The following is a 15663-nucleotide window of genomic DNA, read 5'->3' as shown; positions in this document are numbered from 1 at the left end:
CCGCCGGCCCGGTAGCGGCCGGGCCGGCGGGCTCAGTCGACGCGGAGGCGGTAGCCCCGCTTGACCACCGTCTGCACGACGCGGGGCGCCTTCAGGCCGGCCCGCAGCCGGGCCACCGCCATCTCCACCGCGTGCTCGTCGGCCCCGCGCGGCAGCGTCCGCAGCAGGGCGGTACGCGACAGCACCCGGCCCGGCGTCTGCGCCAGTGCCCGCAGCACCGCCATCGGCGCCGGGGCCAACGGGCGCAACTCGCCGTCGACCACCGCCGCGTGTCCGCGCAGGGTGAGCAGGTGCCCGGCGACCTTGATGGTCACCGTACGGCGGGGCAGTTCGTCGACGATGGTGCGGACCAGCGCGCCGAGCCGGGCCCGGCTCGGCGCGCTCACCGGCACCCCGCGCCGGACCAGCGGCTCGGCGGTGACCTGTCCGACGCAGCTGGCCAGCACGTCCGTACGCAGCGCGTCCAGCACCGCCTCCGTGCGATCGCCGGAGGCACGCAGCAGCGCTTCCACCGCCGGTGCCGAGGTGAAGGTGACCGCGTCGACCAGCCGCCCCGCCACCAGGTCGACCAGCCGGTGCAGCGGCGCCGGATCGGTCGGTGGGGCCCAGCGGTAGACCGGGATCTCGATGACCGTGGCGCCGGCCTCCTCCAGTGCGCGGGTGCACTCCGGTTGCCGCTCGCCGTGCAGCTGCATGGCGATCACCTGACCGGACACCCCCCGTCGACGTAGGTGATCGACCACCTCGTCGCAGCTCTCCGAGGCCGGTGACCACTGGTCGTACAGACCGGCCGCCCGGATCGCCCCCCGGGCCTTCGGGCCCCGGGCCACCACGTACGCGTCACCGAGGATCCCGCGCAGCGGCTCCGCGAGCCCCCAGCCCTCGGCGGCCTCCAGCCAGCCGCGCATCCCGATGCCGGTGTTGGCCATCAGGATGTCGGGTGGCCGTTCCAGGCAGGCACGGGTGGCCTCGCGCAGCTCGGTGTCGTCCGCGAGCGGCACGATCCGCAGGGCGGGGGCGAGCACCACCCGGGCGCCCCGCCGTTGGAGCAGCGCGGCGAGTTCGTCCCGCCGCCGGTCGGCGGTCACCCCGATGGTGAAGCCGGCCAGTTCCTCGCGCATCAGCCCTCCTGTCGCAGCCGCACCTCGACCATGCCGTTGTGGCAACGGATCTGGTGCCGAGCGACCGAAACGCCCGGCAGGTCGAGACAATCCCCCGTGCGCAGGTCGTACACCTGCTTGTGCAGCGGCGACGCGACCGTCGGCACCTCGCCCCGACTGCCCACGATGCCGCGGGAGAGCACGTACGCCCCGGAGACCGGGTCGAGGTTGTCGATCGCGTACAGCCCGTCCGCGGTCCGGAAGATCGCCACCTGCACCCCGGCGACCAGGGCGGCGACGCCCCGGTCCCGGTCCAGGCGATCCAGCGGGCAGACGGTGACCCAGCCCAGTGCCGTCGCGGCGGTCATCGGCGCACCTCCGGCAGGCCGAGCGCGACCGGTTGACGGCCCTGCGCGCCGGACGGTTGCCCACCGACGGGTACCGGTTGTCCGCGTTCGGTGACGAAGGTGATCGACGGGTCGGGCACCTCCGGCGCGTTGACGAAGGAGGTGAACCGGCGCAGCCGGTCCGCGTCGGTCAGGACGTCGCGCCACTCGTCCGAGTAGGACCGCACGTGCCGGGCCATCGCGGCGTCGAGTTCGGCGCAGAGACCGAGCGAGTCGTCCACGATCACCGCCCGGAGGTGGTCCAGGCCGCCGTCCATCGCCTCGATCCAGGCGGCGGTGCGTTGCAGCCGGTCGGCGGTGCGGATGTAGTACATCAGGAACCTGTCGATCAGCGTGACGAGCGTTTCGGTGGACAGGTCGGTGGCGAACAGGTCGGCGTGCCGGGGCCGGAAGCCACCGTTGCCGCCGACGTAGAGGTTCCACCCGGTTTCCGTGGCGATCACACCGAAGTCCTTGCTGCGGGCCTCGGCGCATTCCCGGGCGCAGCCGGAGACCGCAGATTTGATCTTGTGTGGGGCACGGAGACCCCGGTAGCGCAGCTCCAGGGCGACGGCCAGGCCGACCGAGTCCTGCACGCCGTAGCGGCACCAGGTGGAACCGACGCAGGACTTCACGGTGCGCAGCGCCTTGCCGTACGCGTGCCCGGACTCGAACCCGGCGTCCACCAGTCGGCGCCAGATCTGCGGTAGCTGGTCGACCCGGGCGCCGAACAGGTCGATCCGCTGCCCACCGGTGATCTTCGTGTAGAGGTTGAAGTCGCGGGCCACCTCGCCGATGACGATCAGCTTCTCCGGGGTGATCTCCCCGCCCGGTATCCGGGGCACCACCGAGTAGCTGCCGTCGCGTTGGATGTTCGCCAGGAAGTGGTCGTTGGTGTCCTGCAACGAGGCCTGCTCGCCGTCGAGGATGTGGCCGGTGCCGAGCGAGGCCAGGATCGAGGCGACCACCGGTTTGCAGATGTCACAGCCGCGTCCCCGGCCGTGCTCGGCGATCAGCCGGGAGAACGTCCGGATCCCGCGGACCCGGACGATGTCGAACAGCTCCTGCCGGCTGACGTCGAAGTGCTCGCAGAGCGCCTTCGACTGGACCACGCCGGCCGCGTCGAGCAACTGCTTCAGCATCGGTACGCAGGAACCGCAGCTCGTCCCGGCCCGGGTGCACGCCTTCAGGGCGGCCACGTCGGCGCAGCCGTCGGCGATGGCCGTGTCGATGTCGCCCCGGGTCACCGCGTTGCAGGAGCAGACCTGGGCGGTCGCGGGCAGCGCGCCCGCCGTGGCGCCCACCGCGTCGTCACCGGCCAGCAGGGCCAGCGGTGCGGCCGGCAGCGGCCCGCCGACACTGGCGCGCAGCGTCGGGTACGCGCCGGCGTCGCCGACCAGCACCCCGCCGAGCAGCGTGGACGCGTCGTCGGAGAGGACCAGTTTGGCGTACACCCGGGCGGCCGGGTCGGTCCAGGTGACGTCCAGGCAGCCGGGCGTCGCCCCGTGCGCGTCGCCGAACGAGGCGACGTCGACGCCGAGCAGCTTGAGTTTGGTGGCGGTGTCCGCACCGGGGAAGGTGGCGGCACCACCGACCAGCCGGTCGGCCACCACCTCGGCCATCGCGTAACCGGGGGCGACCAGGCCGTAGCAGGTGCCGTCGACCGCCGCGCACTCGCCGACCGCGTAGATCCGCTCGTCCGTGCTCCGGCAGGCGGCGTCGACCAGGACCCCGCCGCGCGGACCGATGTCGAGCCCGGCGGCCCGGGCCAGCTCGTCGCGGGGCCGGATGCCGGCGGCCACCACCACCAGGTCGGCGTCGAGCACCGCGCCGTCGGCGAGTTCCAGGGCGGCCACCGCACCGTCCGCGCCGGACCGCAGCGCGGTGGTCGCCACGCCCAGGTGGCAGGCCACGTCCAGGTCCTCGACGTAGCGGCGGAGCATCGCGCCACCGGCGGTGTCGACCTGCACCGGCATCAGCCGTGGGGCGAACTCCACCACGCTCGTGGTCAGCCCGAGCAGGCGCAGCGCGTTCGCCGCCTCCAGGCCGAGCAGCCCGCCGCCGATCACCGCGCCGGTGCGGCGGTCCTTGGCGTACCGGCGGATGGCCGCGAGATCGTCGAGCGTGCGGTAGACGAAGACGCCGGCCAGGTCCGACCCCGGCACCGGCGGCACGAACGGGTACGACCCGGTGGCGAACACCAGCACGTCGTACGGGTGCTCGCCGGTGGTCGTGGTGACCACCCGCCGGTCCCGGTCCACGCCGGTGGCCGGCTCGCCGAGGCGCAACTGGACGCCGTCGTGCGCGGTGTGCAGGTTCAGGTCCTGCTCGTCGGCACCGTCGAAGTACGCCGAGAGCCGCACCCGGTCGTACGCCGGGCGGCTCTCCTCGGCGAGCACCGTGACCCGCCACAGCCCCTGTGGGTCGCGGGCCCGCAGCGCGTCCACGAACCGCTGGCCGACCATGCCGTTGCCGATGACGACCACGTTGCCGCCGGTCATCGCCCCACCTCCACGGGATCCGTTCTGGACAACCAGTCGACGATGCCGGCGACCGCGTCGCGGCAGCTGCCGCAACCGGTGCCGGCCCGGGTCGCCGCGACCACGGCGTCGACCGTGCGGGCTCCGTCCCGCCAGCAGCGCACGAGGGCGCCCTTGCTCACCGTGTTGCACTGGCAGACCGTGGCCGCGTCCGGCATCAGTGCCGGCGACGCGGCGGGTGCCGCGACCGCCCCGCCGACGGCGCGGCCGAGCAGCAGCGCCCGCCGGTCGGTGGGCACCGGGTGACCACGGTCGAACAGCTGGATCACCGTGCCGACCGAGGGGTTGTCGCCGAGCAGGATCGCGGCGGCCAACCGTTCGTCGTGGATGCGCAGCCGGGCGTACGTGCCTCGGGCCGGGTCGGCGAAGGTCAACTCCTCGCCGGGACCACCCGTCGGGTCACCCATCGCGGCGAGATCGATGCCGGCCGCCTTGAGCCGGGTGACCACCGGTCGCGGCCGGTACCGGGCCTGTGGGTCCTGCCCGGTCACCAGCTGGGCCACCACCCGCGCCTGCGCCCAGGCCGGTGCCACCAGCCCGGTGAGCGTGCCGTCGTGCTGCGCGCAGTCACCGATCGCGGAGATCCGCCGGTCGCTGGTGCGCAGCCGGTCGTCGACCAGCACCCCCCGTTCCACGGCCAGGCCGGCCGCGGCGGCGAGGGCGGTGTCGGGGCGTACGCCGCAGGCGAGCACCAGCAGGTCGGCGTCGAGCGACCGACCGTCGGACAACTCCAGCCGCACCCCTGCGGCGTCGGCGCGTACCGCGGTCGGCTCCACCGCCACGTGGGTGGTCACGCCGAGACCGGCGAGGGTGCCGGCGAGCATGGCGCCGGCGGCCGGGTCGAGCTGACGGTCCATCAGGTACGGCACCCGGTGCACCACGCCCACGTCGAGCCCCCGCAGCGCCAGCCCACGGGCGGCCTCCAGGCCGAGCAGCCCGCCGCCGAGCACCAGGGCGCGCCGGGCGGTGCCGGCGAGGGCGAGGATGCGCCGGCAGTCGTCCAGGGTGCGGAACGGGATCACCCGTGCCGGCAGCTGCTCCGGGTCGAGCCCGGGCAGCGCGGGCACCACCGCCCGGCTGCCGGTGGCGAGGACCAGGTGGTCGTAGGGGATCCGGTCGCCGTCGTCGGTGCGTACCTGGCCGGTGGCCCGGTCGATCGCGCTGACCGTCACCCCGGTGCGCAGGTCCACGCCGCGTCCGGCGACCTCCGCCAACTCCACGTCCGACTCGTCGATCTTGCCGGTGAGCAGGGTGGACAGCATGATCCGGTTGTACGCGGGGTGTGGTTCCGCGCCGAGCACGGTCACCTTCAGGTCCTCGCCCCGGGCGTGCAGTTCCGCCGCCACCCGGGCGCCGGCCATCCCGTTGCCGACCACCACGACCCGTTCGCTGTGCCCGGTCATGCCCGCTCCACCCGTACCGCGCAGATCTTGAACTCCGGCATCCCGGAGACCGGGTCGACGGCGTCGTTGGTGACGGAGTTCGCCCGTGCCGGCCCACCCCAGTGGAACGGCGCGAAGACGGTGTCCGCCCGGATGCCCGGGCTCAGCCGGGCCGGTGCCTGGAACTCGCCGCGCCGCGAGAGCACCCGTACCGGCTCGCCGTCGGTGACGCCCAGCCGCTCGGCGAGATCCGGGTGCAGCTCCACGAACGCCTCGGGTGCGGCTCGCCGCAGCGCGGCCACCCGGCGCGTCTGGGTGCCGGACTGGTACTGCGCGAGCACCCGGCCGGTGGTGAAATGCAGCGGAAAGTCGGCGCAGACCTCCTCGGCCGCCGGCCGGTGCTCCACCGGGTGGAACCGGGCCAGCCCGTCGGCGGTGGGGAAGCGCTCGGTGAACAGGCGGGGGGAGTCGGGCCCGTCGTCGTCGGGGCACGGCCAGAAGACACCGTCCGTGGCGTCGATCCGGTCCCAGCTGATCCCGGCGTAGTCGGCGATGCCGCCGGCCGAGGCCCGGCGCAGCTCGGCGAAGACCACGCGCGGGTCCGCCGCCTCCGCCTCGCTCGGTCGGCCGCCCCCCGCCTCGCTCGGTCGGCCGACCGCCGTCGAGTCGGTGTGCCGTTCGCGCACCGGGCGGTCCGCAGGTGTCGTTCCTCGCATCCGGACGGAGAGGGCGGCCAGGATCTCCAGGTCGGTGCGGACGCCCGCCGGAGGCGGACGGAGCGCACGGCGGCGCAGCACCCGTCCTTCCAGATTGGTCATCGTGCCGTCCTCCTCGGCCCACTGGGCGGTGGGCAGCACCACGTCGGCCAGCGCCGCCGTCTCGGAGAGCAGGAAGTCGGCGACGACCAGCAGGTCCAGGTCGCGCAGGCGGCCCTCGACCCGGGCGGCCCGGGGTGCGGAGACCACCGGGTTCGAGCCGAACACCAGCAGCGCCCGAGGCCCCTGGTCGGTGCCGAGCGAGTCGAGCAGCTGGTACGCCGGCACGCCCGGCCCGGGCAGCTCGTCGGCGGGTACCCCCCAGACCCGCGCGACGTGGGCGCGGGCCTCCAGGTCGTCGATCTTGCGGTACCCGGGGAGCTGGTCGGCCTTCTGCCCGTGCTCCCGGCCACCCTGGCCGTTGCCCTGCCCGGTCAGGCAGCCGTAGCCGGAGCCGGGGCGGCCGGGCAGACCGAGCGCGAGGGCGAGGTTGACGAAGCCGGTGACGGTGTCGACGCCCTTGGCGTGCTGCTCGGCGCCGCGGGCGGTGAGGATGATCGCCCGTTCGGCGGTGCCGAGGGCGCGCGCGGTCTCCTCCAGGTCGGCCACGGGTACCCCGGAGAGCGCTTCGGCGCGGGCCGGCCACCAGCCCGCCACGGTGCGGCGCACGTCGGTGAAACCGGTGGTGCGGGTGGCGACGTAGTCCCCGTCGACGTAACCCTCGGTGAGGGCGATGTGCAGCAGCGCGTTGGCCACCGCCAGGTCGGTGCCGGGCAGCGGTTGCAGGTGCAGGTCGGCCTGCCGGGCGGTGGCGGTCACCCGTGGGTCGATCACGATCAGCTTGCCGCCCCGCTCCCGGTGCTCGGTCAGCCAGCGCACCAGCGGCGGCATGGTCTCCGCCGGGTTCGCGCCGACCAGCAGCAGGGTGTCGGCCCGACCCAGGTCGGACAGCGGGAACGGCAGTCCCCGGTCCACGCCGAAGGCCCGCATGCCGGCGGCCGCGGCCGAGGACATGCAGAACCGTCCGTTGTAGTCGATGTGCCGGGTGCCCAGTGCCACCCGGGCGAACCGGCCCAACGCGTACGCCTTCTCGTTGGTGAGCCCGCCGCCGCCGAAGACGGCGACCGCGTCGCGGCCGTGCCGCTGCTGCACGTCGTGAAGGCCGGTGGTGATCCGGTCCAGCGCGGCTTCCCAGGTGGCCGGGCGCAGCTCGCCGGTGGCCGGGTCGCGCAGCAGGGGACTGGTCAACCGTTCCGAGTGGCTGAGCAGCTCCGGCGCGGTCCAGCCCTTCTGGCAGAGGCCGCCCCGGTTGGTGGGGAACTGGCGAGGTAGCACGCTTACCGCGCCGTCCTCCTCGCGCAGGACCATCCCGCACTGGAGGGCGCAGTACGGGCAGTGGGTCGCCACCTCGCGGGGCTCGCGCCCCGGTGGTGTCGCCGGCCGTGCACCGTCTGTCATGTCGGCAAAGCGTGCCGTTGGGCAGTTTCCGGTCCGCGTCCCGTTTGTTTCGGTCCTGTCAAGAGCCGCTCACACCGCACCTCGGCTGGGGGATGGCTCGCGAGGTCTACAATGTGGAACGGTAATCCTGCTATATGGGAGGCTGGTGTGGGCGTTGCCGAGGCGTTCGATGCGGTTGCGGGCGATTACGACGCCGCGCGCCGCAGGCTGATCCCCTGTTTCGACGCGTTCTACTCCACCGCCGTGGAGGTGGCCGCGCCACAGTTGCGGGCCGCCCTGGCGGTCGGGCGTACGCCCGAGGTGCTCGATCTCGGCGCCGGGACCGGTCTGCTCTCGTCATTACTCTCCGCAGTCGTGCCGGGCGTGCGGCTGACCCTTGTGGATGCCGCACCACAGATGCTTGCCGTCGCCGCCGAGCGGTTGGCCGGCCGGGGCGTCGCGCACCGGGTGGTGGTGGCCGACCTGGCTGACCCGCTGCCCGCCGGGCGTTACGACGCGGTGGTCAGCGCGCTGGCCATTCACCACCTGGACGACGCCGCCAAGCGTGACCTATACCGGCGGGCGGCCGGTGCGCTGGTCTCCGGTGGGGTCTTCGTCAACGCCGAGCAGGTGGCCGGCCCGACCCCGGAACTGGACCGGCGCTACCACGAGGTCTGGCTGGCGCAGGTCGCGGCGCTCGGTTCCGATTCCGCCGAGATCGCCGCTGCCGAGCAACGGATGGCCTACGACCGTCCCGCACCGGTGACGGAGCAGTGCCGTTGGCTGACCGAGGCGGGCCTGGCGGACGTGGACTGCTTCTTCAAGGCGTGGCGCTTCGCCGTGATGGGCGGCCACGCGCCCGGCGGAACCGTCGACGATCCGTCCGCGCCATCAGCTCGACAGCGCTGACACGGGGTCTCCGGCTGCCACGGGCGGCACGTCGGGGATGACTGTGAGTCATACCAGTGGGTAGTCTGTCGGTATGACAGCCAAGGTGACTCTGTCGTTCGCCGACGACACGATCGCGGATGCCCGGCGGTTCGCCAAGCGGGAAGGGCTCTCGCTCTCCGCCTGGATGGACCAGGCGGCCCGGGAGAAGGCGCTGCGCGAGGTCTTCGCCGCGCACGCCGCCGCGGTCGGCCGGGCCGGGCTGGACCTGGAATCCGCCTCGCTGGCCGATGCCCAGGAGGTCGGCATGGTCGACGACCTGCTCTTCGGCGGTCCACCGCGTGCTGCGTAGGGGCGAGGTCTGGCGGATCGAAGGGGCCCGGGAGCGTCTCGGTCTGGTGGTCAGTTCCGATGTCTACAACTCCACGGCGGTGCCAATCGTGATCGTGACCGAGGTGGTGGAGACAGCGCTGCTGCGCGACTCGCCACTGGCGGTGTCGATGGGTGACCGGATGGTGATGCCGGACCGGATCTCCTCGCCGATGAAGAAGTGGTTCACCGAGTGCGTGGACGTCGCCGACGCGGAGACGATGCGGCGGGTGGACCGGGCGTTGCGGATTCTCCAGCAGCTCTGAGTCGACCCGTTCCTCACCGCCGCCGTCGGCACGTGGTGCGATCCCCGTTGCCGGGCCGACCCGAACGGCGAACGCCGCGGTAACGGCGGCTCCCTAGCTTCTGCGGCATGACCACCACGAGCGAGCAGCCGACGGTAATCGAAGAGGAGAGCCTGGACCGCCGACCAGGTCGGTGGATCGGGCACTGGGCACCGGAGGATCCGGCCTTCTGGCGGCGGATCGGTCGCGGTGTCGCCCAACGCAACCTGATCTGGTCGATCTTCGCGGAGCATATCGGCTTCTCCGTGTGGTTGCTCTGGAGCATCGTCGTCGTCCGACTCGGCGACGCCGGCTGGCAGCTGACCACCAGCCAGGCGCTCTGGTTGACCGCCGTGCCCAGCGGGGTCGGCGCGCTGCTGCGCCTGCCGTACACCTTCGCCGTGCCGGTCTTCGGCGGGCGCAACTGGACCGTCATCTCCGCGCTGCTGCTGATCGTGCCCTGCGCCGGGCTGGCCTGGGCGGTCGAGCATCCGGAGATCGGCTTCGTGCCGTTGCTGCTGATCGCCGCCACGGCCGGGTTCGGCGGTGGCAACTTCGCCTCCAGCATGGCCAACATCTCCTTCTTCTATCCGGAGCGGGAGAAGGGGTGGGCGTTGGGGCTCAACGCCGCCGGCGGCAACATCGGGGTGGCCGTCGTGCAGTTCGTGGTGCCTCAGGTGATCGTGCTGGGCGGCGGACTCGCGCTGGCCCGGGCCGGTCTGATGTACATCCCGCTGGCGGTGATCGCGGCCGTCTGCGCGTACCTGTTCATGGACAACCTGGCCGAGGCGAAGGCCGACGTGGGGCCGGTCTGGTCGTCGCTGCGACACCGCGACACCTGGATCATGTCGCTGCTGTACATCGGCACCTTCGGCTCGTTCATCGGCTACTCGGCGGCCTTCCCCACCCTGCTCAACTCGGTCTTCGGCCGGCCGGACGTCGCACTGGCCTGGGCGTTCCTCGGCGCGGGGGTGGGCTCGCTCTGCCGGCCCTTCGGCGGCCGCCTGTCCGACCTCGTCGGCGGGGCCCGGGTCACGGTGGCCAGCTTCGTGCTGATGGCGGTCGGTGCCCTGGGCGCGCTCTGGTCGGTCGAGCAGCGCAGCATGGGCCTGTTCTTCGTGGCGTTCCTGCTGCTCTTCGTGGCCACCGGCGTGGGCAACGGCTCGACCTACCGGATGATCAGCAGGATCTTCCAGGTCAAGGGCGAGGAGCGGGGCGGCACGCCGGAGATCATGCTGGCGATGCGCCGGCAGGCCGCCGGTGCCCTGGGCATCATCTCCGCGGTCGGTGCCTTCGGCGGTTTCCTGGTGCCGATCTGTTACGCCTGGGCCCGGTCGACCTACGGGGGCATCCAGCCGGCGTTGCGCTTCTACGTGGGATTCTTCCTGGTGCTGCTCGTGATCACCTGGGTCGCGTACCTGCGCCCCGGCAGTCGGATGGCGCGCGCCGGGGTGTGACGGCCGTCATGTCGGCCTCCGCGCGCCCCGCCGGTCGGACCCCGTTTTGACCGGCCGGCGGGGCTGCGGGTATCGTTGCCTGCTGTTGTACGACATCTGTGGGCGTGCCGCCTGAGGTACGCTTGGTCGTTCGTGCGCGCTGGTCCGGCTGGGAAGTCCTGGTCACCTCGGCGCGCTACCCCAGACCGACGACGAGACAAGGTAGACCTGTGCGTACGTACAGCCCGAAGCCGGGTGAGATCGAGCGTCAGTGGCACGTCATCGACGCCTCTGATGTCGTGCTGGGCCGCCTGGCCACCCACGCCGCCACGCTGCTGCGGGGCAAGCACAAGCCGACTTTCGCGCCGCACGTCGACACGGGCGACTTCGTCGTCGTCGTGAACGCGGGCAAGGTCGCGCTGACCGGCAACAAGCGCCAGCAGAAGATCGCTTACCGGCACTCCGGTTACCCGGGTGGCCTGAAGCAGGTCGGCTACGAGGAGCTGCTGGCCAAGCGCCCCGAGCGGGCCATCGAGCTGGCGGTGAAGGGGATGCTCCCGCACAACAAGCTCGGCCGTCAGCTCATCAAGAAGCTGAAGGTCTACGCCGGTGCCGAGCACCCGCACGGCGCGCAGCAGCCGGTGCCGTTCGAGATCAAGCAGATCGCGCAGTGAGCGCGGGCGAAGGAAGCAGCATGACCGACATCACCGCCACCGAGGTCGCCCCTGAGGCCACCGAGGCGCCGGCGCCCGTCGCGCGCGCGCCTCGTGGTGACCGCCCGATCCAGACCGTGGGTCGGCGCAAGGAGGCCATCGTCCGGGTGCGCATCGTGCCGGGCACCGGCAAGATCACCTGCAACGGGCGTGACCTGGAGGCGTACTTCCCGAGCAAGGTGCACCAGCAGCTGATCAAGGATCCGCTGGTGACCGCCGAGAAGCCCGAGGCGTTCGACGTCATCGCCAACCTGCGCGGCGGCGGCACCACCGGCCAGGCCGGTGCGCTGCGGCTGGCCATCGCCCGGGCGCTGATCGTCAGCGAGCCCGACGACCGCCCGGCGCTGAAGAAGGCCGGCTTCCTGACCCGGGACGCCCGGGTCAAGGAGAGCAAGAAGTACGGCCTCAAGAAGGCCCGTAAGGCTCCCCAGTACTCGAAGCGCTGATCTCCAGCCGCACCTTGTACTTCTGACGGACGGCCGGTCCGCCTCCCCTCGACGGGGAGGTGGGCCGGCCGTTTCCGTTGCCGCACGACAAGGCGTTTCTCCTAGCATCGGCAGTTCATCGGAGGTTGTGGGTATGGGCCGGTTGTTCGGCACGGACGGCGTACGCGGGCGGGCGAACGCCGACCTCACCCCGGAGTTGGCGCTCTCGGTGGCCGTCGCGGCCGCCCACACCCTCGCCGAGTCGGATCGTGGCCGCGCCCCACTGGCCGTGGTGGGCCGGGACACCCGGGCCAGCGGCGAGATGCTCGAGGCTGCCGTGGTGGCCGGCCTGACCAGCGCGGGCGCGACGGTGGTCAGGGTCGGCGTGCTGCCCACCCCGGCGGTGGCGTTCCTCACCGCGGAGGCCAAGGCGGACCTCGGCGTGATGCTGTCGGCCTCGCACAACCCGATGCCGGACAACGGGATCAAGCTGTTCGCCGCCGGCGGGCACAAGTTGCCCGACGAGATCGAGATGCGGATCGAGGCGGCCATCGAGGCCAACGCCACCACCGCCTGGCAGCGCCCGGTCGGCGCGGGAGTGGGCCGGGTGCACGATCTGCTCGACGGCGCGAGCCACTACGTGCAGCACGTCGCCGGAACGGCTCCCCACCGTCTCGACGGGATCAAGGTCGTGGTCGACTGCGCCAACGGCGCCGCCGCCGAGGTGGCCCCGGCGGTCTACCGGGAGGCCGGTGCCGAGGTCATCGCGATCAACGCCGAGCCGGACGGGCTCAACATCAACGACGAGTGCGGCTCCAACCACATCGAGGCGCTGCGCCAGGCGGTGGTGGAGCACGGGGCGCATCTCGGCATCGCGCACGACGGTGACGCCGACCGGTGCGTGGCGGTGAGCGCCGACGGCGAGGAGGTCGACGGCGACCAGGTGATGGCGATCCTGGCGCTGGCCATGCGGGAGGCCGGCACGCTGACCGGTGACACCCTGGTCGCCACCGTGATGAGCAACCTCGGTCTGCGCCTGGCCATGTCCGCGGCGGGCATCCGACTGGTCGAGACCAAGGTCGGCGACCGGTACGTGCTGGAGGAACTGCGGGCCTCCGGGCTCGCCCTCGGCGGCGAGCAGAGCGGGCACATCGTCATGCCGGCGTACGCGACCACCGGCGACGGCGTGCTCACCGGGCTGCACCTGATGGCCCGGATCGCGGCCACCGGTCGCCCCCTGGCCGAGCTCGCCAGCGTGGTGACCAGGCTGCCGCAGGTGCTGATCAACGTGCCGGTCGGTGACCGCACCGTCGGCGCCGCCGCACCGGCGGTACGCGCCGAGGTCGAGCGGGCCGAGGCCGAGCTGGGCGAGACCGGCCGGGTGCTGCTGCGCCCGTCGGGTACCGAACCGCTGGTCCGGGTGATGGTCGAGGCCGCCACCGAGCAGACCGCCCGCGAGGTCGCCGAGCGCATCGCCGCCCACGTCCGCACCGCCAGCCCGGCCTGACCCGTACCGCGCGCGTGACCGGCTCCACCGGAGCCGGACGGGTGTCCCCTACTGTGTCCGGTGCCGTGGGACGATGACCGCCGGCCGCCGCAGGAGCGGACACGTCTCACGGGGGTGACTGTGTACCACCCAGGTTCTCCTGGTCTGGTCGGGCGATCCGCCGACGGTGCGTCGGATGAGGCACCGCCCGGCGCACCGCGGAGCTGGCTCGGGGCCCGCTGGGGCCGACTGCTCATGATCTTGATTGTGCTGGGGCTGATCATCGGCTCCGTGGCGGCACCGTGGTCCGAGGTGACGATCGAGGTGCTGGGCAGCAGGGCCGGCTCGCTGCTCTACCAGGACTCGACGGTCGGGCTCGGCGTCACCGAGATCGACGGGTGGGGATGGGCGTATCTGCTCCTGGTGGGGGCGTTGCTGCTGCTGACGTTGGCCTCGGTGCTGTTGCCCAGGCACGCGGGACGGGTCGCCGCCGTCGCGGCGGGTGGCGCCCTGTTGGCCATGTCGACGGTCCTGGCCGGTGCCGCCTATCGCCTCTCGTCGACGCCGGACGAGGGTGCCGCCCGCTGGGCCGAGGTCGTGCGCCGGGTGGCGCCCGTTCTCGACCGGGACTACGGGGCCATCTGGTTCGGCTACGAAAGCTCCGGCCTGACGTTCGCGGTGCTCGTCGTGGCGGCCCTCACCGCGGTGGTGCTGACCAGTTGGTGGCCGGGCTCCGGCCGGATCGTCGCCGCCGCGGCCGGCACCCTGGCGCTGCTCGCCGGCCTCGCGCTGCCCTGGATCACCGTGTACGGCGCGACCGCTGACGACCTGGACCGACGCGACGTCTGGTGGCCCACCTTCGGCACCGCGTCGGTGCTCACCATGGTCGGCACGCTGGCACTCGCCGCCCTGACCTGGTGGGCCGCGCTACGTCGGTCGCCGCGAGGCCGGCTGCCCCTGCTGCTCGTCACGGTGCCGGCGGCCTGCGCACTCGTCCTCGTGCACGACTACCTCGGGCTGAATCCCGAGGAGTGGCAGGACGCCGCCGAGCGAGCCCGCTACCTGGCGGTCACCGACGACATCCGTTCGGCAGCCGAATTCGCTCAGCTCGCGCCCGCGCTCTTCCTCGTGGCGATGGTGCTGGCCTGGTCGGCTGCGCGGCGGCGGGCCCGGGCCGCCCGGTCACCGGTCGTCACGGCACCCGCCCACACCAGTCCGGCCCACGCCCCGAACTGACGTCGGCCGGTCACCGCACCTCGGGCAGCCGGCGCAGCCGGGTTACCGCCTCGGCCAGCACCTCGGGGCGTTTGCAGAAGGCGAACCGGATCAGCCGCCGACCGGCCTCGGGGTCGTCGTAGAAGACCTGGGTGGGTACCGCCACCACACCGGACCGCTCGGGCAGCGTACGGCAGAAGTCGACGCCGTCGGTGCCGCCGAGAGCGGTGATGTCGGCGGTGACGAAGTAGGTGCCCTCCGGGGTGAGCACGTCGAACCCGGCCGCGCTCAGCCCGTCGATCAGTTGGTCGCGGCGGACCTGCAGGTCGGCCCGGAAGGCGGTGAAGTAGTCGTCGGGCAGGGCGAGTGCCACCGCCACCGCGGGTTGCAGGGGTGCGGCGTTGACGTAGGTGAGGAACTGCTTGACCCGCAGCAGCGCCGACACCAGCGCCGCCGGCCCGCTGGCCCAGCCCACCTTCCAGCCGGTGCAGGAGAAGCTCTTGCCGGCCGAGGAGATCCGCAGGGTGCGCTCCCGCATCCCGGGCAGCGTGGCCAGCGGCAGGTGCCCGCTGGCGGCGTCGGTGAAGGCCAGGTGCTCGTACACCTCGTCGGTGACCGCGTACGCGCCGTGCTCCTGGCAGAGTTCGGCGACCAGGGTCAGCTCGTCCGGGGTGAACACCTTGCCGGTCGGGTTGTGCGGCGAGTTGAGCAGCACCAGCCGGGTCCGGGCGCTGAACGCGTTCCGCAGGTCGTCGGGGTCGAAGGCGTACCGCCCGTCGACGCCGGGACGGAGGGTCACCGGTCGCCGGGTCGCGCCGGCCAGGGCGATCGAGGCGGCGTACGAGTCGTAGTAGGGCTCGAAGCAGACCACCTCGTCGCCGGGTTCGCAGAGGGCGAGGACGGCCGCGGCGACGGCCTCGGTGGCGCCGGCGGTCACCACCACCTCGCCGTCCGGGTCGTACTCCAGACCCCAGAAGCGGCGCTGGTGCGCCGCCACGGCCGCCCGCAGCTCGGGGATGCCGGGGCCGGGCGGGTACTGGTTGCGCCCGGCGTTGAGGGCCTGCGCCGCGGCGGCGAGCATCTCGGGCGGGCCGTCGGTGTCCGGAAAGCCCTGCCCGAGGTTCACCGCGCCGGTACGCAGCGCGAGAGCGGACATCTCGGCGAAGATCGTCGTCCCGAACGGGCGCATCCGGGCCACCAGCGGGTCGACATCGCGGCTCGTCACGCCCGTCAGGGTACGGGTGTGA

At 72.8% G+C, this 15663-nt stretch carries 14 protein-coding genes; 8 read left to right on the top strand and 6 right to left on the bottom strand.

From position 1 onward, the window contains the following. Window positions 1-32: 32 nt before the first annotated feature. From V5O40_RS18430 to V5O40_RS18410, 5 genes are read right to left on the bottom strand one after another with little or no spacing between them, the layout of a single operon-like run. Complete coding sequence (locus tag V5O40_RS18430) at window positions 33-1121, bottom strand: uroporphyrinogen-III synthase (protein WP_269738285.1); 1089 nt, start codon at window positions 1119-1121, stop codon at window positions 33-35. Next, complete coding sequence (gene nirD / locus V5O40_RS18425) at window positions 1121-1468, bottom strand: nitrite reductase small subunit NirD (RefSeq protein ID WP_164447857.1); 348 nt, start codon at window positions 1466-1468, stop codon at window positions 1121-1123. The genes V5O40_RS18430 and nirD overlap by 1 nt, the downstream gene beginning before the upstream one ends. Then, window positions 1465-3987: a nitrite reductase large subunit NirB gene (gene nirB, locus V5O40_RS18420; protein WP_332906606.1), complete on the bottom strand. Its 2523-nt coding sequence runs from the start codon at window positions 3985-3987 to the stop codon at window positions 1465-1467. Before nirB ends, nirD begins: the two co-directional genes overlap by 4 nt. Then, complete coding sequence (locus V5O40_RS18415) at window positions 3984-5429, bottom strand: FAD-dependent oxidoreductase (protein WP_332906605.1); 1446 nt, start codon at window positions 5427-5429, stop codon at window positions 3984-3986. Before V5O40_RS18415 ends, nirB begins: the two co-directional genes overlap by 4 nt. Next, window positions 5426-7621: a molybdopterin oxidoreductase family protein gene (locus tag V5O40_RS18410; protein ID WP_332906604.1), complete on the bottom strand. Its 2196-nt coding sequence runs from the start codon at window positions 7619-7621 to the stop codon at window positions 5426-5428. The genes V5O40_RS18415 and V5O40_RS18410 overlap by 4 nt, the downstream gene beginning before the upstream one ends. A 111-nt stretch (window positions 7622-7732) precedes the next feature. Here V5O40_RS18410 and V5O40_RS18405 point away from each other — a divergent pair, with 111 nt between their 5' ends. From V5O40_RS18405 to V5O40_RS18370, 8 genes are all read left to right on the top strand, one after another. After that, window positions 7733-8509, top strand: a complete 777-nt coding sequence (locus V5O40_RS18405) for a class I SAM-dependent methyltransferase (protein WP_332906603.1) — start codon at window positions 7733-7735, stop codon at window positions 8507-8509. A gap of 73 nt (window positions 8510-8582) precedes the next feature. Further along, window positions 8583-8840, top strand: coding sequence for a hypothetical protein (locus V5O40_RS18400; protein WP_210829640.1), 258 nt, complete (start codon window positions 8583-8585; stop codon window positions 8838-8840). Beyond that, entirely contained in the window at window positions 8779-9123 is a 345-nt protein-coding gene (locus V5O40_RS18395; RefSeq protein ID WP_332906602.1) for a type II toxin-antitoxin system PemK/MazF family toxin, read from the top strand. The genes V5O40_RS18400 and V5O40_RS18395 overlap by 62 nt, the downstream gene beginning before the upstream one ends. 107 nt (window positions 9124-9230) lie before the next feature. Beyond that, a complete protein-coding gene (locus V5O40_RS18390) occupies window positions 9231-10598 on the top strand; it encodes a nitrate/nitrite transporter (RefSeq protein WP_332906601.1) in 1368 nt (455 codons plus the stop codon). A gap of 209 nt (window positions 10599-10807) precedes the next feature. Next, window positions 10808-11251 carry a 50S ribosomal protein L13 gene (gene rplM / locus V5O40_RS18385; RefSeq protein WP_093411456.1) on the top strand — a complete coding sequence of 148 codons (444 nt, stop codon included), beginning with the start codon at window positions 10808-10810 and terminating at the stop codon, window positions 11249-11251. 20 nt (window positions 11252-11271) lie between these two features. After that, window positions 11272-11736, top strand: coding sequence for a 30S ribosomal protein S9 (gene rpsI / locus V5O40_RS18380; RefSeq protein ID WP_018784602.1), 465 nt, complete (start codon window positions 11272-11274; stop codon window positions 11734-11736). Window positions 11737-11869: 133 nt separating this feature from the next. After that, entirely contained in the window at window positions 11870-13222 is a 1353-nt protein-coding gene (glmM, locus tag V5O40_RS18375) for a phosphoglucosamine mutase (RefSeq protein ID WP_332906600.1), read from the top strand. A gap of 234 nt (window positions 13223-13456) precedes the next feature. Beyond that, window positions 13457-14437, top strand: a complete 981-nt coding sequence (locus V5O40_RS18370; protein WP_332906599.1) for a hypothetical protein — start codon at window positions 13457-13459, stop codon at window positions 14435-14437. A 10-nt stretch (window positions 14438-14447) separates the two neighbouring features. Here the strand turns inward: V5O40_RS18370 and V5O40_RS18365 are convergent, their stop codons facing one another. Further along, entirely contained in the window at window positions 14448-15641 is a 1194-nt protein-coding gene (locus V5O40_RS18365; RefSeq protein WP_332906598.1) for a pyridoxal phosphate-dependent aminotransferase, read from the bottom strand. Window positions 15642-15663: the final 22 nt, after the last annotated feature.

Source organism: Micromonospora palythoicola (assembly GCF_036689795.1).
GTDB lineage: Bacteria > Actinomycetota > Actinomycetes > Mycobacteriales > Micromonosporaceae > Micromonospora > Micromonospora palythoicola.
Note: the sequence above shows the minus strand (reverse complement) of the source record. Positions and strands in the feature narration are given on the sequence as shown.

Excerpts from the sequence above, each read along its gene's own strand:
- V5O40_RS18390 (WP_332906601.1), top strand. The coding sequence starts at position 9,231 with ATGACCACCACGAGCGAGCAGCCGACGGTAATCGAAGAGGAGAGCCTG.
- V5O40_RS18415 (WP_332906605.1), bottom strand. The coding sequence starts at position 5,429 with ATGACCGGGCACAGCGAACGGGTCGTGGTGGTCGGCAACGGGATGGCC.
- rpsI (WP_018784602.1), top strand. The coding sequence starts at position 11,272 with ATGACCGACATCACCGCCACCGAGGTCGCCCCTGAGGCCACCGAGGCG.
- V5O40_RS18405 (WP_332906603.1), top strand. The coding sequence starts at position 7,733 with ATGTGGAACGGTAATCCTGCTATATGGGAGGCTGGTGTGGGCGTTGCC.
- V5O40_RS18370 (WP_332906599.1), top strand. The coding sequence starts at position 13,457 with ATGATCTTGATTGTGCTGGGGCTGATCATCGGCTCCGTGGCGGCACCG.
- V5O40_RS18395 (WP_332906602.1), top strand. The coding sequence starts at position 8,779 with ATGCCCAGGAGGTCGGCATGGTCGACGACCTGCTCTTCGGCGGTCCAC.
- V5O40_RS18430 (WP_269738285.1), bottom strand. The coding sequence starts at position 1,121 with ATGCGCGAGGAACTGGCCGGCTTCACCATCGGGGTGACCGCCGACCGG.
- V5O40_RS18400 (WP_210829640.1), top strand. The coding sequence starts at position 8,583 with ATGACAGCCAAGGTGACTCTGTCGTTCGCCGACGACACGATCGCGGAT.
- nirB (WP_332906606.1), bottom strand. The coding sequence starts at position 3,987 with ATGACCGGCGGCAACGTGGTCGTCATCGGCAACGGCATGGTCGGCCAG.
- V5O40_RS18410 (WP_332906604.1), bottom strand. The coding sequence starts at position 7,621 with ATGACAGACGGTGCACGGCCGGCGACACCACCGGGGCGCGAGCCCCGC.
- nirD (WP_164447857.1), bottom strand. The coding sequence starts at position 1,468 with ATGACCGCCGCGACGGCACTGGGCTGGGTCACCGTCTGCCCGCTGGAT.
- glmM (WP_332906600.1), top strand. The coding sequence starts at position 11,870 with ATGGGCCGGTTGTTCGGCACGGACGGCGTACGCGGGCGGGCGAACGCC.